The 23,253-nt window shown below is 61.2% G+C and carries 19 protein-coding genes; 9 read left to right on the plus strand and 10 right to left on the minus strand.

The genetic code is table 11. From position 1 onward, the window contains the following. The first annotated feature begins 1 nt into the window (after position 1). Positions 2 to 1,471 (plus strand): sensor histidine kinase, encoded by a 1,470-nt coding sequence (locus AC3WJM_RS02875; RefSeq protein WP_236811889.1) that lies wholly within the window; start codon positions 2 to 4, stop codon positions 1,469 to 1,471. A gap of 130 nt (positions 1,472 to 1,601) precedes the next feature. Here AC3WJM_RS02875 and AC3WJM_RS02880 read toward each other — a convergent pair whose 3' ends face one another. Then, the gene (locus AC3WJM_RS02880; protein ID WP_003804966.1) at positions 1,602 to 1,850 is read right to left on the minus strand and encodes a WhiB family transcriptional regulator; all 249 of its coding nucleotides are present in this window, start codon (positions 1,848 to 1,850) and stop codon (positions 1,602 to 1,604) included. Positions 1,851 to 2,168: 318 nt separating this feature from the next. Here AC3WJM_RS02880 and AC3WJM_RS02885 point away from each other — a divergent pair, with 318 nt between their 5' ends. After that, the gene (locus tag AC3WJM_RS02885; RefSeq protein WP_253257159.1) at positions 2,169 to 2,576 is read left to right on the plus strand and encodes a hypothetical protein; all 408 of its coding nucleotides are present in this window, start codon (positions 2,169 to 2,171) and stop codon (positions 2,574 to 2,576) included. A 24-nt stretch (positions 2,577 to 2,600) separates the two neighbouring features. On the opposite strand, the gene AC3WJM_RS02890 is transcribed toward AC3WJM_RS02885, so the two are convergent. Continuing rightward, complete coding sequence (locus tag AC3WJM_RS02890) at positions 2,601 to 6,719, minus strand: type VII secretion EssC family protein (RefSeq protein WP_492271171.1); 4,119 nt, start codon at positions 6,717 to 6,719, stop codon at positions 2,601 to 2,603. Positions 6,720 to 6,931: 212 nt separating this feature from the next. Here AC3WJM_RS02890 and glf point away from each other — a divergent pair, with 212 nt between their 5' ends. Genes glf through AC3WJM_RS02910 form a run of 4 tightly spaced genes read left to right on the plus strand, consistent with a single transcriptional unit; the run spans position 6,932 to position 11,731 of the window. Then, positions 6,932 to 8,119, plus strand: coding sequence for a UDP-galactopyranose mutase (gene glf, locus AC3WJM_RS02895; protein WP_059387555.1), 1,188 nt, complete (start codon positions 6,932 to 6,934; stop codon positions 8,117 to 8,119). Positions 8,120 to 8,133: 14 nt separating this feature from the next. Beyond that, on the plus strand, positions 8,134 to 10,098 hold the full coding sequence (locus AC3WJM_RS02900; protein WP_307053603.1) for a glycosyltransferase: 1,965 nt from the start codon (positions 8,134 to 8,136) through the stop codon (positions 10,096 to 10,098). Beyond that, positions 10,099 to 10,968, plus strand: a complete 870-nt coding sequence (locus tag AC3WJM_RS02905) for an ABC transporter permease (protein ID WP_059387556.1) — start codon at positions 10,099 to 10,101, stop codon at positions 10,966 to 10,968. 1 nt (position 10,969) lies between these two features. Beyond that, a complete protein-coding gene (locus tag AC3WJM_RS02910) occupies positions 10,970 to 11,731 on the plus strand; it encodes an ABC transporter ATP-binding protein (protein ID WP_059387557.1) in 762 nt (253 codons plus the stop codon). A 100-nt stretch (positions 11,732 to 11,831) separates the two neighbouring features. On the opposite strand, the gene AC3WJM_RS02915 is transcribed toward AC3WJM_RS02910, so the two are convergent. From AC3WJM_RS02915 to AC3WJM_RS02950, 8 genes are all read right to left on the minus strand, one after another. Further along, positions 11,832 to 13,796, minus strand: coding sequence for a DUF6541 family protein (locus AC3WJM_RS02915; RefSeq protein WP_307053568.1), 1,965 nt, complete (start codon positions 13,794 to 13,796; stop codon positions 11,832 to 11,834). A gap of 9 nt (positions 13,797 to 13,805) precedes the next feature. Continuing rightward, positions 13,806 to 14,669, minus strand: coding sequence for a glucose-1-phosphate thymidylyltransferase RfbA (gene rfbA / locus AC3WJM_RS02920; protein ID WP_059387568.1), 864 nt, complete (start codon positions 14,667 to 14,669; stop codon positions 13,806 to 13,808). Positions 14,670 to 14,740: 71 nt separating this feature from the next. Beyond that, entirely contained in the window at positions 14,741 to 15,655 is a 915-nt protein-coding gene (locus AC3WJM_RS02925) for a glycosyltransferase (RefSeq protein WP_492271172.1), read from the minus strand. 10 nt (positions 15,656 to 15,665) lie between these two features. After that, a complete protein-coding gene (locus tag AC3WJM_RS02930) occupies positions 15,666 to 16,553 on the minus strand; it encodes a glycosyltransferase (protein ID WP_284988466.1) in 888 nt (295 codons plus the stop codon). A gap of 8 nt (positions 16,554 to 16,561) precedes the next feature. Further along, the gene (locus tag AC3WJM_RS02935) at positions 16,562 to 16,945 is read right to left on the minus strand and encodes a DUF2304 domain-containing protein (RefSeq protein WP_059387560.1); all 384 of its coding nucleotides are present in this window, start codon (positions 16,943 to 16,945) and stop codon (positions 16,562 to 16,564) included. After that, on the minus strand, positions 16,945 to 17,700 hold the full coding sequence (locus AC3WJM_RS02940; protein WP_284988465.1) for a glycosyltransferase family 2 protein: 756 nt from the start codon (positions 17,698 to 17,700) through the stop codon (positions 16,945 to 16,947). Before AC3WJM_RS02940 ends, AC3WJM_RS02935 begins: the two co-directional genes overlap by 1 nt. 14 nt (positions 17,701 to 17,714) lie before the next feature. After that, positions 17,715 to 18,647 (minus strand): glycosyltransferase, encoded by a 933-nt coding sequence (locus tag AC3WJM_RS02945; protein ID WP_492271173.1) that lies wholly within the window; start codon positions 18,645 to 18,647, stop codon positions 17,715 to 17,717. Positions 18,648 to 18,657: 10 nt separating this feature from the next. Continuing rightward, positions 18,658 to 19,896: a polysaccharide biosynthesis protein gene (locus AC3WJM_RS02950; protein WP_306961023.1), complete on the minus strand. Its 1,239-nt coding sequence runs from the start codon at positions 19,894 to 19,896 to the stop codon at positions 18,658 to 18,660. A 96-nt stretch (positions 19,897 to 19,992) separates the two neighbouring features. On the opposite strand from AC3WJM_RS02950, the gene AC3WJM_RS02955 reads away from it, so the two are divergent. Genes AC3WJM_RS02955 through AC3WJM_RS02965 form a run of 3 tightly spaced genes read left to right on the plus strand, consistent with a single transcriptional unit; the run spans position 19,993 to position 23,195 of the window. Next, a complete protein-coding gene (locus AC3WJM_RS02955) occupies positions 19,993 to 20,748 on the plus strand; it encodes a glycosyltransferase (RefSeq protein ID WP_441432478.1) in 756 nt (251 codons plus the stop codon). Positions 20,749 to 20,782: 34 nt separating this feature from the next. Continuing rightward, positions 20,783 to 21,781 (plus strand): dTDP-glucose 4,6-dehydratase, encoded by a 999-nt coding sequence (gene rfbB / locus AC3WJM_RS02960; RefSeq protein ID WP_492271174.1) that lies wholly within the window; start codon positions 20,783 to 20,785, stop codon positions 21,779 to 21,781. Positions 21,782 to 21,785: 4 nt separating this feature from the next. Beyond that, complete coding sequence (locus AC3WJM_RS02965) at positions 21,786 to 23,195, plus strand: sugar nucleotide-binding protein (protein ID WP_492271175.1); 1,410 nt, start codon at positions 21,786 to 21,788, stop codon at positions 23,193 to 23,195. The last annotated feature ends 58 nt before the right edge of the window (positions 23,196 to 23,253 follow it).

The raw sequence follows: 23,253 nt of genomic DNA on the forward strand, positions 1-23,253 counted from the left end.
AGTGGCAATCTTTACAGACCCCATCAGGGAGCACGCTGATTTCGGGCCTGGAGATGCCGAATGGCTGCACCTCCTGGTCGGCGACTGGCAGATGGTCGCCGACCTGGCGTTCGCGGACTTGGCCCTATGGTTTCCGCATCCTGAATTCGGTTACATCGCGCTTGCTCACGTGAGGCCGTCGACGAGCCACACGGTGTTTCATGCGGACTTCGTCGGGGAAGGCATCCGCTCGGATCTGCGACCGATAGTCGACAAAGCGTGGTCCAGCCGTTCCATCGAACGCTCCAGCGAAACGAGCTGGAGCAGCGAGATGGCCCTGCGCGTCGAGGCGGTTCCCATGGTCAGGAACGGACGGACCCTTGCCGTCGTCACGTCGCATATGGACCTTTCCAGTTCGCGGATGCCTTCCCGCCTGGAGCTCACCTATCGGCAATGCGCCTACGATCTGCTCCGGATGGGAACGCTGGGACTCTGGCCGGATTTCGCTTCACCGACGGGTTCCCGCCGTGGCGCTCCCCGCGTGGGTGACGGCCTGATAAGGCTCGACGCCGACGGGATCGTCCAGTATGCGAGTCCAAACGGTGTCTCCGCCTTCCGTCGCCTCGGCGAGGTGGAAACCTTGGAAGGACGGTCCCTTGCGGAAGTAACCGCAGGACTCCTCAAGGACCGGCGGATGGTGGACGAGACATTGCCGCTGGTCGTCACGGGTCGGATGCCCTGGAGGAGCGAGATCGAGTCCCGCGGTGTCAGCTTGTCGTTGCGCGCGATTCCGTTGCGTGACGAGAAGCATCGCTTCGGAGCCTTGGTGCTGTGCCGCGACGTGTCCGAACTGCGACGCCGTGAGCTCGAGCTGGTGACCAAGGACGCGACAATTCGTGAAATCCACCACCGCGTCAAAAACAACCTGCAGACCGTGGCGGCTTTGCTGCGCATGCAGTCGCGACGGATGGTCAGCGATGAGGCGAAGCAAGGCCTGGAGCAGGCAATGCGGCGAGTGGCGACGATTGCCTTGGTTCACGAGACACTTTCGCAAGGCCTCACGCAGAGCGTTGATTTCGATGAACTTATTGGACGCCAGTTCCGGCTCTCCGCAGAAGTAGCGTCCCCTTCGCAGCACGTCCGGACCGAGCGCGCGGGCCTGTTCGGCGAGTTGCCGAGCGACTTTGCCACGCCCCTTGCTCTTGTCATCAATGAGCTCGTGACGAATGCGGTGGAGCACGGCCTTGAAGGACGGGCCGGAACGGTTTGGCTCATGGCCGATCGGTCCACGGGGGAGCGCGGCGATGAACTCCTCACGGTGACGATCGCCGATGATGGCGTCGGGCTGCCCGAGGGGTCATACACGGAAGGTCTAGGCCTTCAGATTGTGCGGACGCTCGTCACGAGCGAATTGGGTGGCAGCATCCAGTGGCGGCCGCGCGACGGCGGCGGCACCGCCGTCGAGATCGTCCTGAACCTCGTCCGGAGCTGACGCCGTCCGCTGGCGACGCGCTCTGTCTCTGACCGCGGTCAGAAATGCGAAGATGGCCCGGACTTATCAGTCCGGGCCATCTTCGTGTGTTCTCTTTGCCTCAGGCGGTGTGTTTTGCGGGCCGAGTCGCTTAGGAAGCGCGGCGGGCGCGGGCGGCGCGGCGCTTGAGTGCACGTCGCTCGTCCTCGCTCATTCCGCCCCAGACGCCAGCGTCCTGACCCGACTCAAGGGCCCACTGAAGGCATGTGTCCACGACGGGACAGCGGCGGCAGACACTCTTCGCTTCCTCGATCTGGAGAAGCGCAGGGCCGGTGTTGCCTACGGGGAAGAAAAGCTCCGGGTCCTTGTCAAGGCAGGCTGCGCGGTTACGCCAATCCATGCTGATCAGTCACTCCATTCGTGAGTACTAGTTAAGCCTTTTGTGAAAATATTCACGAGAGGCTTCATAGGAAAGGGGACCCATTGGGCCCCCTTGGTCGTCTGAGTCAAGCGTGTCATGTTAACGCCATGTAAACAAGGGGTTCAAGCGTTTGAAACCGTGAGCGATGCATCACATTGGATACCGGCCTACTCACAGGTATTCGACTATGTCCGGTAGTGTGCCAGTGTGTCAAGACCCCCTCTGAACCCCCACCATCACCCAGCAGCGCCCGGCGACGACGGCCAGGGGACCAGCCGCGATAACTTAGGCCGGGCAATCGGCGGAGGACCGCGTCCTGCAGGAATCGTTGTTATTTCGATTGTGGTTGTGCTGGAAGCCCTCGCACTATTGATCGCCGGGGCGCTGTATATATACGAGCTCGTGACAGGGGCTCCGGTGGCCTCATTCTGGGGAGCCGTATTTACTTTGGGCCTTCTGCTGGCCTTTTCTGCATTGTTGTTTGCCGTGGGACACTTCCTGTTCCGTGGCTACCGTTGGACCCGGGCACCGGCGTTGGTTGCCCAGCTGTTCGCCCTGACCATCGGGTTTCCCACCATGACCGGAGGCCTGGTTCTCGCCGGCCTGGCCATGGTGGTGCCGGCTTTGGCCGCGATCGTCTTTTTGTTCGACAAGCGGGTGGTTGCCTTTGCTTCCCGGGCGGGCGGATCCCGCGCCGCCCTCTAGCTGTTTTCCCTTTGGTACGGCTTCCTAACCCGGAGCGGCGATCTGGAGGGAGCGTGTTCGTCCATTCTCAATGAGGACAGCACGACCCGGTGGCGGCGCTTGTTCGGCGGCGATGCGCACGCCGAAGAAATCCGCAGCGGCAGGCGGCGCATTGCCAAGGAGAAGTCCGGTTCCGTGGTTTCCGGCCAGGGAAGCAAGCGGCGTCCGCTGCATGAGGGCTGGGCTTCCCGCAGTCGCCACGACTGAGAAGCCCATGCCGGGAAGTTCAGCCAGGAGGACGGCGGTTTCGCTGCTGAGGCGATCGACGTCGTCCACGAAGGGGATGACTTCTGCTCCCACGAGCCTGCGGCGCGCATCCCGGTGGAATGCAGCCCAACCGGCATCAGGATCGGTCCCTTCGGGTGGCGCCCACCAATGATGGCCTGGATTGAGCATGGCCAACGCGGTGAGCAACGAGGACTTGCCGGAACCGGGAGTGCCAAGGGCGAGGAGGATGCCTGGGCGCGGCAGTGTGATCCAAGCAGGTTCGTGTTCGTCCCCTCCAACCCCGAGGAGTACCGACCCCTGCGCGCGAGCGCGGGAAAGGGCAGCGGTTTCGGTTCGGCTAAGGGCAGCGAGATCCGAAGCCCGGATGAACTGCGGCAGGGGATCCACCCGGAATGGGCGCCGTGCGGGCTCCGGGGGCACGCCGTATGGCCAGGCCACGCCTGGAGGGGGCGCCACGAGCTGCGCGACTGCCGTGTCGACGTCAAGCAGGTTGCCACTCACGACCGCCCGGCCTGTCAGAGGCTTCATAGCCACGAAACGCGGCCACGCCAAGCGCCCTTCTTCCGTTGTCCCGGTGGGAAAGTAGGCGCGGTTGGGGATTGACGCGAACATGCGTGACGCTGTCAGTTCGCGATCGCCGGTGACAAGAACAGCCACTCCTGCCTTTGGTCCATCGCGGACGATCGCATGAACAACGTCTTCTGCCCAGGCCAGCGCTCCGGCGCGCAACTCGGAGACCCACGAACCCCAGTTCGAGATAACCAGCAGAAGCGGGACCTGCCCGGCGGTTCCCGGGGATTGCCGCGACGACATCTCAGCCGCGAGCCTCTCCAGGATGCGGACTCCCCTCCTGCTGTCGGTGGAGGAGGCGACGGCCGCCACTCGTCCCTGGGCTGCCACGTCGGTGTACGAACCGTCGCCGTCGAGGATATAGAGATGGAGTTCCTCGGCACTTCCAACAAGCTGCGCCGCTGCCGCCTTACAGGTATCGTCGACTCCACTCCCAGGAGGACCAACGAGTCCAAGATTCCCGTGGACGAGCGGAGTCCAGTACAAGCCGGCAACTCGTTGTTGCGCCGGCAAGTCTGCCAAGCCAAGGTAGGCTGTCGGCCCTGCCGGCGATCCGCTTGCCGCGCGCTTTCCCGTGATTGCCGCTATGCCGGGGGAATCGTGAAAGGGAACGGATTCTGGAAGCGGATGTGCAACGGGTCTCCGGGGTGCTGAACGCCCGCGGACGTCCCAAACCTGGTTGATCGCCTTAATAATGGAACGGGCGGCTTCTGCTGGCGTCGCGATCGCCCCCTGAGTCGCTGCGTCGGCTGTTTCAGACCAACCGCCGAAGCGGAGCGACCCCGTTGTCGGCAATGCAACGGCCTTTGTGAGCGCCGGGGCCTTTTCGCTGCCCGCAAGAGTTGCCGACTGAAAGGGCTCGGCATCCTCCCCTCCGCGAACCATATATGCCCGGCCAGGTCGAGACACCGGAATCGATGCCGCCGCCGGTGAGTTGATGATGTCCCGGGATTCCATTTCTGATTGGACGCGAAGGGCAATGCTGGTAGTCACGTTGGCCCGGATGTCCGCACTCAGGGCACCCTGTGGACGTTGTGTAGCCATGATCAAGTGAATGCCCAGAGACCGTCCTACCGTGGCGATCCGCATCAATTCGGCCAAGGCATCGGGGGCGTCTTCAATGAGCATCCTGAATTCGTCGATTACAAGTACAAGACGGGGCAGTATTGGAAACCGGCTCCTTCGTCCCGACTCGCCCCCGCCCCCGGTTCCGCCGGCTTTGGCCCAATATGCAGGCAAATCAGGGACCCCGGCCTTCGAAAGGGTCGCTTCCCGCATCCGAACCTCGGCCCGGAGGGAGGAGAGGGTACGTTCGAGCTCGTGTTCGCTGAGGTCCGTCAGCATTCCGACGCATTGCGGAAGGTCGAGCAACGGCCCGAGGCCCGAACCTCCCTTGAAATCAACAAACAGGAAGTTGACCCTGTCCGGGCTGTGGGTCAGCGAGATTGCGGACACTATCGTGCGCAGAAGCTCTGACTTTCCCGATCCCGTAGTTCCAGCAACGAGGAGATGCGGGCCGTCTGAAACCAGGTCCAACGACCGGGGTCCGTCGGTTCCTTGCCCGATGACCGCAGACAGCCCTCCGCGTACTGAAGAAGTGCTCCAGCGGTCCGCGATGCTTGAAGGCTCTGGCGGAAGCAATTCGGCAAGTTGGCAACTAGAGGGGACAAGCGGCGCCCCTTCTGCCGCCGAGCCGGGCAATCTCGCCAATGACCGACAGTAGCGGTCGAAGACAAGGTGCGGTACAAGGTCAGGGTCAAATTCCGTTTCCGATAGACACGAGCGGAGGATTGCGCCATTGCTCCGCAGTTCGACCGCGCAACTGCTTTCGTCCCCGCCTGCGGAACGTTGGAAGACTCTCCATCCGGACTCGATCGCCGCCGCCCGGAGTGGGCCGATGGTGGGATCACGTTCGGGCCCCACCAGAAACAGTGCTCCCGGTCTGTCCGTGGGCGCGGAAAGAACAGTTGCGGCTGAAGAGGAGTCCGTGGTCAAGGTGACGCGGGGGAGGAACCGGGCACTTGACGGCAAGTGGGTCATCGCTCCGTGTATGAGGACGGGGACGTTGCTTGCGCCCGGAAAGGCGGCCAGTTGCATGAGTAGGAATCTGAACACTCCTTGCACCGTGGCTTCGGGTCCCGAGAGGGAAACGGTTTGCAGGGAGGGATCCAGAACTACCGGAACCGGGCCTAAATGCGGTGGCTGAAAGCCCGGGTCCGCGGGATCGAGCGCAACGCGGGCATTCTGCGGACTGGTGCCGAGCCGGAGCCAGACATCGCGGCAGCCCGCCGTTCCTTGCGTTGCGCCCGAGGCTTGCTCCGTACGGGCTCCCTTAACCGTGCCGGTTCCTTGCGTTGTGCTGGTTCTTGGCGGTGTCAACTGCCTTCGTCCGTGTTCCGTGGGGAGGCAGGCTGCTGAGCTGACGGCAAAGGCGAGCTCAGCGGCGGATGGTGAACACCGCCGTCGTCTGGCCCGATCCTGTTCGACGGCCGCCGCGATCGCGGCAGCCAGAAGGCGGCGCTCGCGTTTTCCCGAAATTGCCGGGACAAGAATCGCGATGGCCGAAATTGCGGTGAATCCGAGGAACATCCACATGCCGGTGGCAAGTGCCATTCCGACTCCCAGCAGGACTGGGAGCCCGGCCGTGAGGAGAAGGTGCGTTCGGTTGCCGGCATCATGGCGCCGGGGAACCAGGATCGGCTCGGCGACGCCCAGGCCTGCGGTCCCCAGCGACTCCGCTCCATGCTCATCGTCGCCGAAGACTATTGACATGACCGAGCCACCACATCGAATCCTGGAAGCGGTTGAGAGGTGGGCGGAGCGGACTTTGCGTCCATCCGCCACTGTTCCGTTCGCGCTCCCCGTGTCGCTTATGGTGACGGCTGTTTCGGAGATCGTGAGGACGGCGTGAACCCGGGAAACATCGGGATCCGGGAGGCAGATATCAGCGTTGCTCCGGCCAATCGTGTAAGTGCCCCGTTCCAACGGTATGACCAGGCCCGCGGCTGGTCCGGCATGCACCAGCAAGGACAACGCTGCCGGACTCCGATTGCCGTCACGGGTGTCCCGCGCCTCCTGACCGGCCCCGTCCACCAACACAGCTCCCGAGATGAGCGGCGCCGAACCAACGGTGAGGCCGCCGAGGGGCAGTCCATCGACCGCGAGTTTTCCGGTTCCGAACTCAGCCGCGACTGCGGCCTCGACGACGGCGCCGGGTGTGCCGTTTCCCGCGGCCATGGTCAGTTCGATGGGCTCACTTTGCCGTAACGCCCCCGGGGCCCGGACAAGGGTGCAATGGAATGTCATTGTGTCCGCTCCTTCGGTTCGCGCGTCTGCTGTTCTCCCACGATATTTGTGCTGAGCACCGGGTGTTCTTGGGCAGTTGGCCTATGTGGAAAACGTGGCACTCGTTCGCCCGGGGAGGGGCCGGCTCGAAAACCGGGCGCGCCATCTCGGGTAGGCTTGACCTGCAGCCAATGCACACCATTGGGCTGCCCATATTCGAACCAGGAGATTTTGTGACCGCTGACCTCGTCATTGTCGGGTCGGGCTTTTTTGGCCTGACAATCGCAGAACAGGCAGCCACCGAGCTGGGCTTGAAGGTTGTTGTCATCGACCGCCGGCACCACGTCGGAGGCAACGCATACAGCGAAATGGAAGAGCAAACGGGCATCGAGGTGCACCGGTATGGTGCGCATCTGTTCCACACCTCGAATGAACGGGTTTGGGAATACGTCAACCGGTTCACTACCTTCACCAATTACGTGCACAAGGTGTACGGCGTCCACAAGGGCGAGGTCTACTCCCTGCCCATCAACCTGGCAACGATCAACCAGTTCTTCAGGGCCAACCTGAAGCCCGGCGAGGCGCGGGCACTCATTCAGGAGCAGGCTGGCGAACTTGCGGGAACCGATCCGCAGAACCTCAACGACAAGGGCATCCAGCTGATCGGCCGTCCACTCTACGAGGCCTTCATCAAGCACTACACCGGCAAGCAGTGGCAGACGGACCCCAAGGACCTGCCGGCAGGGATCATTTCCCGGCTTCCCGTCCGCTATAACTACGACAACCGCTACTTCAACGACAAGTACGAGGGCCTTCCGACCAACGGATACACCGCGTGGGTCGAGAAGATGGCCGAGCATCCGAACATCGAAGTGCGGCTGAACACGGACTTCTTCGACAACTCCCATGAGTATTCGAAGGACAAGGTTGTCGGCAAGATTCCCGTCGTCTACACGGGCCCGGTGGACCGCTACTTCGACTTCGTCGCCGGAGACCTGTCCTGGCGCACCATCGATTTCGAAGAGGAAGTCCTGGACATGGGCGACTTCCAGGGGACCTCCGTTGTGAACTACAACGACGACGACGTCCCGTTCACCAGGATCATCGAGCCGCGGCATTTCCACCCCGAGCGCGAATACCAGACGGAGAAGACCGTGATCATGCGTGAGTTCTCTCGATTCGCGGAAAAGGGCGACGAACCGTACTACCCGGTCAACACGGCACTCGACAGGGAGAAGCTGCTCAAGTACCGGGATTTGGCGGCGGCGGAAGAGAATGTACTCTTCGGCGGGCGTCTTGGCACCTACAAGTACCTCGATATGCACATGGCCATCGGTTCGGCGCTGTCGATGTTTGAAAACAGGATTCGTCCGCACTTCGAAAGCGGCGCGGCAATTGAAAGTGGAGGAGTAGACGCGTGAGCAGCGAAATCAAGATGCAAGTATTGCAGCGGGTTATCCTGCCCGCTGATGACCAGCTGGACACCACAGCGTTGTACGTCGACGCCGGACCAGCGAACGGTATCCGCCTCCGCGAGAACGACGAATTCGCCAGGAACCCCAAGTCGACCGAGGAGAAACTTCACTTCGTCAGTTCGGGCGGCGAAGAGGTCCATTTTGAAGACGTCCTCTCCAGGAGTTCCGTAAGGCTCCGCGCGGGAGAGCAGCTTTCCTTCGGAACGTACTTCAACGCGTTTCCCGCGAGCTACTGGCGCCGCTGGACGGACCTTCAAATGGTCCGCCTCGTTGTCCGTACAACGGGCCACGGTACAGTCACGGTCTACAAGTCGAACGCGCGGGGCACTCTCCAGCGTGTTGATGGTGCGAGGGTCGAGGGCGCCGCTGTCACCGAATTCGAACTCTCCCTCAAGCCCTTCGGCGACGGCGGGTGGTACTGGTTCGATCTGGCCTCCAGCCGTGAGGAACTGACCCTCGATTCAGCGGAATGGCAAGGCGCGGAGCGCAAGGGCAACCCCGGCAAGGTGACCCTCGAGATCACCACCATGAACAAGCCGGACTTCTGCCTGAACAACGCCAGGATCCTCTCGGAGCATCCCGAGGTGCTGGAACACGTCCAGGAAATCCTCATCGTGGACCAAGGAACCCAAAAGGTTGCCGAGCAGCCAGGCTTTGCCGAAGTGAAGTCCGCCCTCGGTGACAAGCTGCGGATCATCAACCAAGCCAATCTCGGCGGCTCGGGTGGCTTCTCCCGCGGCATGTATGAGGCCGTGGAGAACGGCAGCGACTACGCGCTCCTGTTGGACGACGACGTCGTGATCGAACCGGAGAGTATCGCGCGCCTGCTGACCTTCTCGGACCATTGCCGGAAGCCGACTATCGTCGGCGGCCACATGTTCGACCTCTACAGCCGCAGCGTTCTCCACACCTTTGGTGAAGTGGTGGACCCCTATCGATTCGTGCCGGCCATGCCCCATGCGGACATGGAGATGAGGCACGACTTCAGCGTTGCGAACCTTCGGCAGACGCCGTGGCTGCACCGGCGCGTCGACGTCGACTACAACGGCTGGTGGCTGTGCATGATCCCGACGGAAATCATCCGCGAGATCGGGCTGTCGCTTCCTGTCTTTATCAAGTGGGACGACGCCGAATACGGACTTCGCGCCCGTGAAGCCGGTTTTGCCACGGTTTCCTTGCCCGGCGCGGCCGTCTGGCATGTCTCCTGGATCGACAAGGACGACCTGGTCGGCTGGCAGGCCTATTTCCATGGCCGGAACCGCCTGATCACCACGCTCATCTACAGCCCCTATAAGAAGGGTGGCCGCGTTATCCGGGAGTCGTTCCAAGCCGATGTAAAGCACTTGGTTTCGATGCAGTACTTCACCGAACATTCACGCCTCGATGCCCTGAAGGATCTCTTCCTCGGGCCCGCGCATCTGCATGGCAATCTCGCCACGAAGCTCGGCGAGATCAATGCGTTGAAGTCCGACTATCCCGACGCGGAGATGCGCGAGAACGTCGATGATTTTCCAGCCCCGGCATTGGGCCGCGGACCCTCCGGTCTCAATCCCATTGGACTTCCCAACAAGAAGGACCTCGTTAAATGGGGTGTCACCACGGTTGCCCGCCAGTTGGTGAAGAAGCCGGCCGCGGAATCGGCAGAGCGGCCGCAGGGCTTCCTGGCACACCGGGACAACAGATGGTTCCGCTTGGCGCACTATGACAGCGTTGTGGTTTCGAACGCCGATGGCACCGCGGCTTCCTGGTACAAACGCGATCCTGACAAGCTCAAGTCCATGCTGGCGGAAGCAGGAAAGCTCCACGCCAATCTCTACCGCCAGTGGGAGGAACTCTCGGAGCAGTACCGCAAGGCCCTGCCGGAGATCACCTCCATGGAAGCTTGGAAGAAGACGTTTGGCTTGGCCGACGAGGAAGGCCACTAGATGGCACAGCCCGTGACCGACTTGGTCCAACCGGGCCGCGGCCGCGGCATCGTCGACGTCTACAAGCACAAGTTCCTGCTGCAATTACTGGTGCGCAAGGAGATCAAGATCCGCTATCGCGGCTCCGTCTTGGGACTCCTGTGGTCCTACGTGAAGCCGCTGATGCAGTTCTTGATCTATTTCGTCGCTCTCGGCGTCTTCCTCGACATGCAGCGCGGAACCCCCAACTACGCGATCTATCTGTTTGCGGGAATTGTGCTGGTCAATTTCTTCACGGAGTCGCTGGGCAACGCGACCCGTTCGATTGTGGACAACCGAGACCTTATCCGTAAGATCTACCTGCCCCGGGAGCTGTTCCCCGTCTCGACCGTGTGGGTTTCCGCAGCCCATTTGCTTCCCCAGGTAGTGGTCTTGCTCGGAGCCTGCCTCTTGACCGGTTGGAGTCCCTCGGTCTGGCAATTGCTGGCAGTCGTCGGGGCGTTTGTGCTGACAGCGATTCTTTCCACCGGCCTTGGCCTCCTTTTCGGTGCCGCCAACGTCTACTTCCGCGACTCCGAGAACATCGTGGATATGATCCTCATGATCGTCACGTGGGCCTCACCGGTCCTTTACGTGTGGCCGATGGTGCAGCGCGTCATGGGTCCCTGGTTCTTTTTGTACCAGCTGAATCCGGTCACAGTCGCCGTCGAAATCTTCCACTGGGCATTTTGGTCCCCGACGCTGAGCGCTGCGCAATCCGGGTCGATTTCCATGCCGCCGGACCTGCTCACCGTCTGGTTCCCCTCTGCCTTTGGCGTCGCTGCACTCGTCCTCGTGATCGGCCAGCTCGTCTTCATGAAGTTGTCTGTCCACTTTGCCCAGGAGCTCTGAAATGACTGTACCCGCGGAAGTTTCCGACAGGGTGGCGATCACCTGCCGGAATTTGCGGAAGAAGTTCGTGCTCCGGCACACCCGCAGCATGAAAGAAGCAATTGTCTGGTTGCTGACGGGGCGTAAAGGGGACCTTTCGAAGAAGTTCGATGCGCTGAAGGACGTTTCGCTGGATGTCGAACAAGGCGAAACCGTGGCGTTGCTCGGGCTTAACGGCTCAGGCAAGTCAACTCTCTTGAAGCTCATTTCGGGCGTGCTCCAGCCGGACGAAGGTACCGTGCATACAAGGGGAAGAGTCGCCGGACTGATCGAAGTCGGAGCCGGTTTCCACCACGACCTCAGCGGGCGCGACAACGTGTACCTCAACGGGGCCATCCTTGGGATGAGCCAAAACCAGATCGATGAAATGTTCGACTCGATTGTGGAGTTCTCCGAAATCGGAGAGTTCATCGACACCGAGGTCAAGTTCTATTCATCGGGCATGTACCTGAAGTTGGCTTTCTCGATCGCGGTTCACACGGACCCGGAGGTCTTCCTCATCGACGAGATCCTTGCCGTGGGCGACGAACCGTTCCAACGCAAATGCATCACCAAGATCAACGAATTGGCAGCGGCCGGCAAGACGCTGTTCGTAGTGAGCCACGACTTGGATCTGGTCGCCTCGGTGTGCAAGCGTGGTGTGCTCCTGGAGCACGGCGAGATCATCATGGACGGCGAAGTGCATGACGTCGTCCGGGAACTCCGGCGCCGCTCGGCGGACTAGCCCAGGTGCGCGGGACTAGCGAAGGGGCCGGCCAACCCGCCAAGGCCGGCCTGGATACCGCTTCCGACACCTGAGGACACCAACTGGACAGTGCGCCTTCTCAGCTGGCTCCGCAGGCGGTTATCTTGTAGAGCTTCGCATTTCCCTGGCTGTCTACGAGCTGAACTCCGGGGTTTTGGTCCAAGCGGGCCAAACCAGCCGGAGTGTGGTTGCCTCCATGGACTTCCAGCAATCCGAAGTCAAGGACGTAATAGGAATGCTCGCTCCGAACAGCCCTGCACACCGCGGGGTCCTTTGAGACTGCATCCAAGTGGTCGTAGATCTCTTGGAGATCAGGCGAAACATAGCTAAGGATATGGAGCTGAGCAGACTTGCGATCACCGAGGGCATACGAAAGAGACGCTCCGGTGTAGGGATTCCCGATCAAGATCGCGTCTTGCGGGACGTCATTGTGCAGTCTTTGGAAGATTGCCAGCTCGTCGCTCGAAACCAAAGGGGAGTCCGCCGACAAGGCGTACTTTGACGCCGCTTGCTCCACTTCCTTGTTCACTCCGCCCACTTGTCCGACGACGACGGCAACGGCGACGAGAACGGCAGCCAAGGCGTATTCAAGTGCAGTCCGGAGACCGGACCGGCGGATCCCTGGGCCGCCTCGACGGAAAACCCGCTTGAACAGTTGCGAAAGGTATGGGTTGTGGCAGATCCACTCGACGCCAACGGCAGCAAGCAAGACAGCGACAAGGGGCAACAGTGCTGCAATACGGTAGCTGTCGTTGTACCAGACGCCCGTCAAGATACTACGGACCCTGGAAATGGGGAAGCCGGACACAACCACAAACAGCACCGTGAAAATCAGGAAGACTCCTGCGAGCCATTTGTACCGAATCCGCCCCAGCGCCGCCCAAAGGCCCAGGAGCGCCACCGGTGCCACCAGCCAGGCGGCAGGCAAATCCAACGGAGAGAAAACAATGGCTTCGCCGAGAGCTTGCGGGACCGTATGGTACGGGCCCCAGAATGAAGCGTCCGACGGTGGCCTGAGGACGATCCAGAGGATGAGGAATAGAACGCAATAGCCGATCAAGGGGACCATGAACCTGGCCCTCCCAAGACGCAGCAAACCCCGTCTCCGGAGCTTGAAGGCCTTCCACGCAAGGACACCGACCATCGGGGCCGTCCATGTGAGCCAGGCCATGAAGGTGGTCGGATGCGCCACAAGGAGCCCCGCAAGGCTCAACAAGAGCGCGAGGACCGCCGACAGGTCCCGGGGCACCCAGGCCGGGGAAACCCTGGAAATTGCCGCAGCCAGGGCTATGGAACCCGGCAGGATGCTGATCGACAGCAGATTGGGGTACAGGACACCGAAGTCCATCATCAGGAGCGGGAATGCGCCAAGCGAGGCGGACGCTATGCCGGCCGCCAGTGCAACCGCGGAGGAACGGCCGATGGTCCACCTGGCCGCCAAGACGCAGCCTAGAGGCCAAAACACTGCCGCGAGGACTATGCTCGTGAGGTTCACGGCGACCGGAACGTCCAGCGCGAAGGTCGAGGCGACCAAGGTCGCCACCGCGTTCCAGCCTGCGGGATAGAAACCACCGCCGGTCATGTCGCCTATCGTCAGGGACGAGGCATTCCCGGTATCAAGGGCGTACTTGACGGAGTTGAGGTGAAACACCGCATCGTAGGTCTGCGAAAAATGCTCGGGGCCGCCGATAGCCTGCATAACCCTGGCGCCGACCACCGCGAGTGCGAGCGCACAGGCCACAAATGGTGCTGACCGCCGCCAAAGCCCCGGCCTCGGCATTTCCCCGGCGCGAGGACGGAACCGGGAAACGAACCACGCGATGACGCCGAGCGCGACCGCCACGATAGCGACCGGAAGCACGGTGAACCGGACATGCAAAAAGGGGCTCAGCGTCGAAGCCAGGACAATCACGCCTACCGAGAGGGCAGGGGACAGCCCTAGCGCATCAAATCCTCGATAGCGCAATCCGAGTGCCACAAGCAGTCCGGGAGCAACCAGCAATAAGGCAGCACCGACTAACTGCGGAAGGACAGACCACCACACGGGCGGGGACTAGTCTTCCAGCAGGCCGTGGAGGTACGCTCCGTAACCGCTCTTGACCAACGGCTCGGCACGTGCCCGCAACTCGTCGTCGGAAAGAAAACCCTGGCGCCAGGCGATTTCCTCGGGAGCTCCGATCTTGAGGCCTTGGCGGTTCTCTACCGTGCGAATGAAATTCGACGCGTCGTTGAGGTCGTTGAAGGTACCGGTGTCGAGCCAGGCCGTGCCCCGCGGAAGGATCTCGACATGAAGCTTTTCGTTCTGAAGATATGTCCTGTTGATGTCCGTGATTTCGAGCTCGCCACGGGGTGAAGGCTTGAGGTTCTTGGCGATCTCCACAACATCGTTGTCATAGAAATACAGGCCCGGAACGGCGTAGTGCGATTTGGGGTGTTCCGGCTTTTCCTCCAAGGAAATGGCTTTGCCATCTTCATTGAATTCGACCACGCCGTAGGCCTTGGGATCCTTCACCCAATAACCAAAGACCGCACCGCCGTCGATGTTTGCATGCTTCCGAAGCTGCGTTCCCATGCCCTGTCCGTAGAAGATATTGTCTCCCAGGACGAGGGCAACGGTTTCATTTCCGATATGTTCCTCGCCCAGGATAAATGCTTGGGCGAGACCGTCGGGCGACGGTTGCTGGACGTAGGAAATGTTCACGCCGAATTGGGAACCGTCGCCAAGGAGCCGTTGAAACTGCTCTGCGTCGTGGGGAGTGGTGATGACGAGAATGTCTCGAATGCCCGCCAGAATGAGCGTGGAGAGGGGGTAGTAGATCATCGGCTTGTCATAGACCGGGACCAGCTGCTTGCTGATGCCGTGAGTAATCGGATGGAGACGAGAGCCGGTGCCACCGGCAAGAATGATTCCACGCATGGTCCCCATCATCCCTTACCTTCGAGTCCGCGGCAAAACCAACGACTGGCCAATGGCCACCGACTCAACTCCTAGCCGAGGTGCGCTCTTCCGCTCCGGCCGCGGAGGCCGTCGATGGTTCCCCTCAATGCTGACTGGAGCCGGGCAGCGCGGCCGGGCGCCAACACTGACACGAAAACGAGGTGCCTCATGTCGAGAAACAAGCCAGAGGCAACCCATCCTGGATGTGCCTTCGCGTATCGCCGGCCAACCAGAATCCTGTTTCGGAAGATGTAGTAATAACGCCAGGAAGCAGCAATGCGGACTTTCAACGGACGATCTTGAAGTTTGATGTCCCTGCCCAGAATATTCGCATCTACCAAGGTTCCTAGCGAATGGTCGAATTCTGCGTCCGCAAGTACAGTCGGAAGCCCGGCATCGAGGGCGCGGAAGTAGTATTCCGTGTCCACGAGGTCGATGAAAAGGCCATCCCAGAAGTTACCGATAGCGTCCAGGGTGGAAACCGGAATCAGCAGTCCGGATTGAATCGGTTCCCGTCCCAGCTGGATCCCGGATTTCGAACCGGCCTTCTTCACGGGATTGCCATGGATGCGGGCCGGGGAAACAAGGCCCGGGGTTATGCCTGCGGCCTCGGCCGACTGGGCGGCCTCCACTAGCCGGTGGACATATTCGGCGGTCAGGAGCGAATCCTGGTCGACGGTGATGATGTAGTCGATCGGCGCTTTGCGCGCCAAGTCGATCCCCGCGTTCAACGCGGATGCGATTCCGGAGTTTTCTTCAAGCCGCAGCACCATAGCGCCGGCGTCCGCTGTTTCCTCGAAGATCCGATCGAAACCGGGCCCGCCGCCGTCGTCGACTACTACAACTGTGGTGAGTTGGCCCAGCAAGGACGAGACGTTACGGACCAGGTGCGACGTCGGACGATAGGCGGTGACCACCGCGGCTACGTTGTTTAGCCGCTTCGACGGATCAATTTCGGGTGGCAAGTCGAACCTCCTAGTTTCCAAGGGCATGCCTCAGGAGGGAACCGACAGCCGCGGGGCTGCCGTGCAAGGCGGCATTGGGCAGGAGCAAGAAAGCATGGGCCCGGGATGTCAGGCGCAATGCAGCCGCCCGTGATGCCTTTCTCCACCCCTTCTTCCTGCAGAGCTCTGCAGCAAGTTCGAAGTAGCCGCGTTCGCCGGCAAAACGGGAGCCGTCCAGCAATTTGCTTGAGGAAGCGCTGGCGGTGTGCCTGCGGTATGCGAAACATACCTCCGGCTCGATGAGTAACTCAGCTCCAGCCAAGACCATGTCGATGATCAAGCCAAGGTCCTGGATGACGTGGAGACCATCCCTGAAATCGAAGTTCCCGATTTTGTCCCGGCGGAAAATCAGGGACGGCCAGTAGAGCCAGTCACCATGGAGAAGGCTGACTGCCAGTTTCTCGCCGCTGACCACCCTGGGCCGGGACCCGTGTGGCTTGACGAGGTGCTGCTTCACAAGATCGGCAATCGGCCGGGCGTTCTCCCCGGCCTCGTTGATCACTTCCACGCCTGGCTGGATGATCCAGGCTTCCGGGAAATCCCGGTGCGCGCGAAGTGCGACATCAACGAAGTTAGGGAGCAGGATGTCGTCGCAACCCATGACCACAAGCGTGTCCTGCGTTGCCCGGGAGACACACGTGCGGAAGTTTGCCGTAATTCCTTCGTTGGTTTCCTTGCGGACATAGGTGATGCGTGGATCGTTGATTTCTTCCAAGTATCGGCGGACCTCATCGCCCGGATAGGCGTCGTCCACAACGGTCAGGAGCCAATCGTCCGAATTCTGTGCCAGTACGCTGTCGACTGCCTGCCGCATGTAGTCAGGATCCCCCCAGTAGGGGATGAAGATATCAAGGGCCATTCGGTTCCTTACTTTGGTCCGGAAGGAGCGGAGGTGTCGTCCTCCTGGGTCTCGGCGGCCTGGAGGCGCTCAAGGAGGGTGCGCATGATCGCAACTTCCTCAGCCAGCGTCCTGGTCTCATCTTCGACGACCGAGATCTCCCAGGAAAGGTGCAAACAGACGCCCAGCAGCAGCAGGATGCTGATGATGAACAGCAAGTTCGACGGAAGCTGCACGCCAACGAGTTCGGCAACGATTGTCAGCAAACTCGGGAACGCGGCAAGGACCAAAGTTCCAATGCCCACCACGAGCCATAGTGCCGCATATTTCTCGCGGAGCTTCTTGCGCCGGAGCATTTCGAAAACGATCCCCACGATCGCCAACGAGAGGAGGAAGGCCGCCAGATTTCCCATTAGGATGCCTCCTGGGCCCATGTTGTTGATGCGGATGGAATAGCGGATCTCTTACGGGTAAGCGCGAAAAGGAGTGCGAAAGTGGAACGGCCGAGATAAACCGCTGCCTTGGCAGGATTGTGGCTTGGAGTTCCGCCCTGGCGCGGGCGCATGGCCACGGGGATCTGGGTCACTTTGCACCCGGAACGTATTGCCACGACCAGGGAGTCAATCGTGTCGCCGAGGTACTCCGCGGGATAGTGGTCAAGATACTGGCTGATGGCGCGGTCGTTGGCGGCACGAAATCCTGACGTCACATCCGTGAGGCGCGTCTTTGCAAGGCCGGAGATGACTTTTGCGAGGAACTGCATTGCCCATTTCCGGGGGCCGCTCACCTTGTATTCACCTTTGTCCGCGAATCGGGCGCCGATTGAGATGTCGGCGTGCTCCAGTCCGGCGAGCACCTCGCCGATGTTCCGGGGATCATGCTGCCCGTCGGCGTCGACCTGGATCACGCGGCTGTAGCCGAGGCGCTTCGCGTATTTGAAGCCGGCGCGCATGGCACCACCGACGCCGAGGTTGAAGGGAAGGTTCAAGACTGTCGCTCCGGCTTCGGCGGCAACTTCCGCGGTGGCGTCGGAGGAGCCATCATTGACGACCAGTACGTCGTAAGGGCATCCGACGTCGAGGACTTCGCGCACGGTGTCGCCCACCGACTCGGCTTCATTCCACGCCGGCATGATGACCAAGACCCGCGTTGAGTCATGATTTTCCATCGTTCTCCTATATGTCATCGTGGCTGGATGCGGTTGAGGAGGTCCTGGCTGATGCGACCCTGCCGTCCGCGGCATGAATCGATGAGCCCCTCCCAAGCGGCGATCGCCAAGTACCGTCGATCCGGGCTGAATGCGAAGCGGAGAAGCTGTGCTTTCGCGTCTTCCAGCATGCGCCGAATCACCCAGGCCGGGTTGCGGCGCCAGTACCTGCGGGCGAGTGTGGTGCCGTTTCGCATGATGTAGTACATCCGGAAAGGCGAGTAGTAGTTGAAGGACAAATCGTTGCCACGGAGCCGTAAGGGCCGCCCAAGCACCTTCGCCGGGAGGCGCGCCCCGAGCCTGTGCCCGACTTCGCAACCTGCCCCGATGAGGATGCTGTAGCCGGCTGCCCGGACTCGCGCGGTGAACTCGGAATCCACGCAGTCGATGAAAAAGCCCGACTCGAAGTTGCCGACGTCGGCCAAGGTAGTCATCGGGATGAAGAAACCGGACTGCATGGGATCGAAGGCTTCCGGAAATCCGTGGGATGCTCCGAGGACCGGCACCTGGTGCCCGCTGAACGTCTCAGCGCTCACGAAGCCCACTTTTTGTCCTTCGGCCGTGGCCCTGTCATAGGTGGCGAGGGCGCTTGAGACGTAATCCGGGACCGGCAGCGAGTCTTGGTCGAAAGTCAGCACGAAATCCGGGCGGCTGGTCGATTCCAGCTCTTCGAGTCCGCGGTTCAGTGCGGCTGCGATTCCGGAGTTGTTGTCCAGGCGCAGTACCTTGGTTCCGTTACCGGCAAGGTGGTCAAAGATCTGCTCCGACGCCGGAGACATACTGCAGTCATCGACGACTATGAGTTCGTCTACTTGCGTCGCGATGGATTCAGCGTTGGTGAGCAGTTCGTCGTCTGGGTTGAAAGCGGCGATCACCGCTGCGGTTCGTCTTTGTGGACTTTCAATCACGGAGATGATCCTACCCGTCCACACTTACGGGGAGCGCCTTGGCGGGCAGCAGCCTTGACGCGGGGAGGAGGAGGCCGAAGAAGAGCAACGCTTCGCTGATGGCCATTCCCAGTGCCACACCCGGAACATTTGACGCCAAGCCGGCCACTACCATGAACGCGACTCCCGCAGCTGCCGACAGCCCGGTCCACAAGAGGACAGTCCTTTGGCGTCCGGCGGGAATGAGGAGGTTCCTGATGAGGGGCGTTGAAGCCGAGAGGAAGAAGAAGGAAATCCCATAGAAGACGGACGTCGCGGTATCGGCCTTATTCGCGTCGCTGAACAGGATGGCAGAAGCCCATGGACCCAGCAGGCCCAGGCCGAGCGCTCCGGCGGCTCCGAGCGCGAGGTGCGTCATCAGCGCAACTGTGTGGCGCCGTCGGGAGTCCTCGGGGTTTCCCTCAAGCGTCCAGCTTTGAAAAGTGTTCCCGACGGCCACCACGCTGAAAAGGCCAAAGCGGTAGATGCTGTCCGCGGAGGCGAATCCGGCAGTGGCCGTTGCCAACGGCACCGTCGCCGTGGCTATCGGGACGGGGGATGAGGCGTAAGCGCTTCCGGCAAAATTGATTGCCGCGGTCCCACTTTCGGGAACGATCTCGCGGATGGCATTCCCCGGGCGCCGGGGGAACCACGTCCCGCTTTCCCCGAATCGAAGCTGGAATGCTATCGACGCCACAATGGTGGCAAGGAGTGCAAGGACGCCATAGATCCAAATCTGGCCGGTCGCAAGAATGAATGGCACGCTGAGCAGTGCTGCGCAGAACCGGGGAAGGGTGTCATAGACGGCCAGAATCCGCGGTTGTCCTGTGCCGATACCGAACCAGGCCGGGGAGAAGCCGGTGAGGGCAGTGGCCCACGCCATGGTAATCGCGTCAAGGCGGTAACCGTCGTGCGCTACGAGGGCAACGATGATGCTCATGAGCGGAAAGACGACGAGCGCAATGATGATGCGCGTTCGGATGCTTCTTGAATAAAGTGATGCGCGAGCCTGCGGTGAGGGACTCCGGGCAATGGCCACGGGACCGGAAATGTTCCAGCTCCACAGAATGATCGTGGCGGCAAATACTCCGATGGCCTGGCCGGACGTGATGCTTGACCAGCCGGCCGGCCCTGCGACACGGGCAATGACGGGCAGCAGGAGGAAAGGCAGTACCAGTGCGAGAAGCGGAAGCAGCGTGAATCCAGCGAGTCGAAGCAACACGGGTTTCATTACTGGTAGGTCCTATTGCTCGACGGCGTGACCTTACGATGATACGCGATGATGCCTGCCCGCTAACGCCCTGGTAACTCGCCTAGAGTGGAGGTCATGAACGATTCGACGACGCCGGACGGCCAGGCGATCCGGGTGAGTGTCTGCCTTGCGGCCTACAAGGGATCCCGATTCATCGAGGAGCAGATCGCCTCGATTCTTCGCGATCTTGGTCCCGACGATGAACTGGTGGTCGTGGACGATGCGTCGCCCGATGACACCGCCGAGATCGTGAAGGGCATTCGGGACCCGCGGATCCGCCTTGTCGGTGCATCAGTAAACAAGGGCTATGTCAGGACGTTTGAACAGGCCGTGAAAATGAGCCGGGGCGAATTCATCATGCTTTCCGACCAGGATGACGTATGGATTCCCGGGCGAGTGGATATCATGCTGGATGCGCTGGCCGACCACAAGATTGTCGCAGGAAATTTCGACGTCCTCGGCGGCGGACCGAGACCTTGGATCCCAAGGCTTCGTGCTTCCGACTCGGGGAGGCACCTGGCCAATCTTTTCGCGATCCTGATCGGGTACCGGGCCTACTACGGGTGCGCCATGGGCATCCGCCGGGATGCGCTCAGTTACTTCGTGCCGATCCCGTCTTATGTGAACGAATCGCATGACCTCTGGCTCGCCATTTGCGGAAACGTGGCAAGGTCCATCCGCCACCTTGACGAATCGACTGTGCTCCGACGCCTGCACGACGACAACCAGACACCCGCCGGGTGGCGTTCGCTGGTCAAAATCATCAAAGCGCGGATGATGATCGCCCGTCTGATGTTCGAAGCGCTACGCCGGGTGCGCCTGGGTTCTTGACGGCCTTCACCTTGGGGTTCGGTAGGCTGTTCCCATGCAGAAACTTCTGGTTACCGGCGGTGCCGGCTTCATCGGTTCGAATTTTGTCCACTACGTCCTGGAGCACACTGAGGACAGTGTCACCGTTCTCGACAAACTGACCTACGCCGGCAACGTGGACTCCTTGAAGGGGCTGCCGGAGGAACGGTTCCAGTTCGTCCTGGGTGACATTTCGGACGCGGAGCTTGTGGACCGGCTCGTTGAAGACTGCGACGTAGTGGTTCACTATGCCGCCGAATCCCACAACGACAACTCGCTGCATGACCCGCGCCCGTTCCTGGATACAAACATTATCGGGACGTACACGCTCATCGAGGCTGCCCGGAGGCACGGCAAGCGATTCCACCACATCTCCACCGATGAGGTGTACGGCGACCTGGAATTGGACGACCCCGAGCGGTTCACCGAAGCAACGCCGTACAACCCGTCCAGCCCCTACTCTTCGACCAAAGCCGGATCCGACCTGCTGGTGCGCGCTTGGGTGCGATCGTTCGGGCTGCAGGCGACGATCAGCAACTGCTCCAACAACTACGGGCCGTACCAGCATGTCGAGAAGTTCATCCCCCGCCAAATCACCAACGTGATCGATGGCATCCGCCCCAAGCTTTACGGCAAGGGTGAAAACGTCCGCGACTGGATCCACGCGAACGACCACTCCTCCGCCGTGCTTGCCATCATCGAAAAAGGCCGGATCGGCGAAACCTACCTGATCGGTGCCGATGGCGAGAAGAACAACAAAGACGTTGTTGAGCTCATCCTCAAGCACATGGGCCAGTCGCCCGATGCGTACGACCACGTCGTTGACCGGCCTGGCCACGACCTCCGGTATGCGATCGATTCCAGCAAGCTCCGCGATGAGCTCGGCTGGCAGCCGCAATACTCCAACTTCGACGCCGGAATCGAAGCCACCATCGATTGGTACCGGGACAACGAGTCCTGGTGGCGTCCGCAGAAGGCAGCCACTGAAGCCAAATACAAGGAACAGGGCCAGTAGACCAATGACGATAGAGTTTTCGAAGCCGCTTGCGGCCCGCGAAACGCCGATTCCCGGCGTCGTTCTCTATGAGCTGCCGGTTCACGGCGACAACCGCGGCTGGTTCAAGGAGAACTGGCAGCGGGAGAAAATGGTCGCGCTTGGGCTGCCGGACTTCCGTCCTGCCCAGAACAACATCTCGTTCAACGAAAAGGCCGGCACAACGCGCGGCATTCACGCCGAGCCCTGGGATAAGTTCATTTCGGTAGCGACGGGCCGGATATTCGGTGCGTGGGTCGACCTGCGTGAAGGTCCTTCTTTCGGCGCGGTCTTCACCGCGGAGCTTGATCCGAGCCAGGCCATCTTCATTCCGCGTGGGGTGGGCAACGCATTCCAGACCCTCGAGGACAATACGGCCTACACGTACCTCGTCAACGATCACTGGTCTGCGGACGCACAGAGCCAGTACACATTCCTGAACCTCGCCGACGAGACCGCTGCCATCGACTGGCCCGTGCCGTTGGACCAGGCTGAGCTGTCCGACAAGGACAAAGCGCATCCGCGCCTCGCCGAGGTCGAGCCGATGCCGTCCCGGAAGATCCTTGTGGTGGGTGCAGACGGCCAGCTTGGCAAGGCATTGCGTGGACTGTACGACGGCGACCCTTCGGTTGAGTTCGCGGCACGAGCCGACTTCGACCTATCAAAGGAAGAGTCGTTCGACGGACGGAACTGGAAGAACTACTCTGCGATCATCAATGCGGCCGCCTACACCGCGGTTGACGCCGCCGAGAGTCCCGAAGGCAGGGAAGCCGCCTGGCAGGTCAACGTCTCGGCCGTCGCGCGCCTCGCCAGGACCGCGATCGAACACGATCTCACGCTCGTTCATGTCTCCTCGGACTATGTCTTCGACGGGTCGCGGGAATCGCACGACGAAAACGAGCCGTACACCCCGCTTGGCGTGTACGGTCAAACCAAAGCCGCCGGGGACGCCGTCGTCAGCGTGGTTCCGCGCCACTACATCGTGCGCACCAGTTGGGTGATCGGCGAAGGCAGCAACTTCGTCCGGACCATGGCCTCGCTCGCCGATCGCGGGATCAAGCCGAGTGTCGTCAACGACCAGATCGGGCGGCTCAGCTTCACGGAAGACATCGCTGCTGGAATCAGGCACCTGTTGGAGTCCCGCGCGCCGTACGGCGCGTACAACCTCAGCAACGACGGTGAACCGCAGTCGTGGGCGGACATCGCAGGAGACGTCTACGAGCTCCGCGGTGCCTCGGGAGACGACGTCACCGGCGTGAGCACCGAAGAATATTTTGCGGGCAAATCCGCAGCCCCGCGGCCGCTGAAGAGCATCCTCGACTTGAGCAAGATCAAGGGCGCAGGGTTTGTTCCAGCGAGCAGTGCCGAGAGACTGACGGCCTACCTTCGGGGCTAGCACTCGGAGGCGTAGCTACGCCAATGGAAAAGGTCTGGCCAGGCAATGCCTGGCCAGA

Source organism: Arthrobacter sp. FW306-1B-G06A (genome assembly GCF_058781765.1).

Excerpts from the sequence above, each read along its gene's own strand:
- AC3WJM_RS02930 (WP_284988466.1), bottom strand. The coding sequence starts at position 16,553 with ATGGCCCTTGATATCTTCATCCCCTACTGGGGGGATCCTGACTACATG.
- AC3WJM_RS02950 (WP_306961023.1), bottom strand. The coding sequence starts at position 19,896 with ATGAAACCCGTGTTGCTTCGACTCGCTGGATTCACGCTGCTTCCGCTT.
- rfbB (WP_492271174.1), top strand. The coding sequence starts at position 20,783 with ATGCAGAAACTTCTGGTTACCGGCGGTGCCGGCTTCATCGGTTCGAAT.
- AC3WJM_RS02890 (WP_492271171.1), bottom strand. The coding sequence starts at position 6,719 with ATGACATTCCATTGCACCCTTGTCCGGGCCCCGGGGGCGTTACGGCAA.
- AC3WJM_RS02935 (WP_059387560.1), bottom strand. The coding sequence starts at position 16,945 with ATGGGAAATCTGGCGGCCTTCCTCCTCTCGTTGGCGATCGTGGGGATC.
- AC3WJM_RS02940 (WP_284988465.1), bottom strand. The coding sequence starts at position 17,700 with ATGGAAAATCATGACTCAACGCGGGTCTTGGTCATCATGCCGGCGTGG.
- AC3WJM_RS02955 (WP_441432478.1), top strand. The coding sequence starts at position 19,993 with ATGAACGATTCGACGACGCCGGACGGCCAGGCGATCCGGGTGAGTGTC.
- AC3WJM_RS02910 (WP_059387557.1), top strand. The coding sequence starts at position 10,970 with ATGACTGTACCCGCGGAAGTTTCCGACAGGGTGGCGATCACCTGCCGG.
- AC3WJM_RS02900 (WP_307053603.1), top strand. The coding sequence starts at position 8,134 with ATGCAAGTATTGCAGCGGGTTATCCTGCCCGCTGATGACCAGCTGGAC.
- AC3WJM_RS02905 (WP_059387556.1), top strand. The coding sequence starts at position 10,099 with ATGGCACAGCCCGTGACCGACTTGGTCCAACCGGGCCGCGGCCGCGGC.
- AC3WJM_RS02880 (WP_003804966.1), bottom strand. The coding sequence starts at position 1,850 with ATGGATTGGCGTAACCGCGCAGCCTGCCTTGACAAGGACCCGGAGCTT.
- rfbA (WP_059387568.1), bottom strand. The coding sequence starts at position 14,669 with ATGCGTGGAATCATTCTTGCCGGTGGCACCGGCTCTCGTCTCCATCCG.
- AC3WJM_RS02965 (WP_492271175.1), top strand. The coding sequence starts at position 21,786 with ATGACGATAGAGTTTTCGAAGCCGCTTGCGGCCCGCGAAACGCCGATT.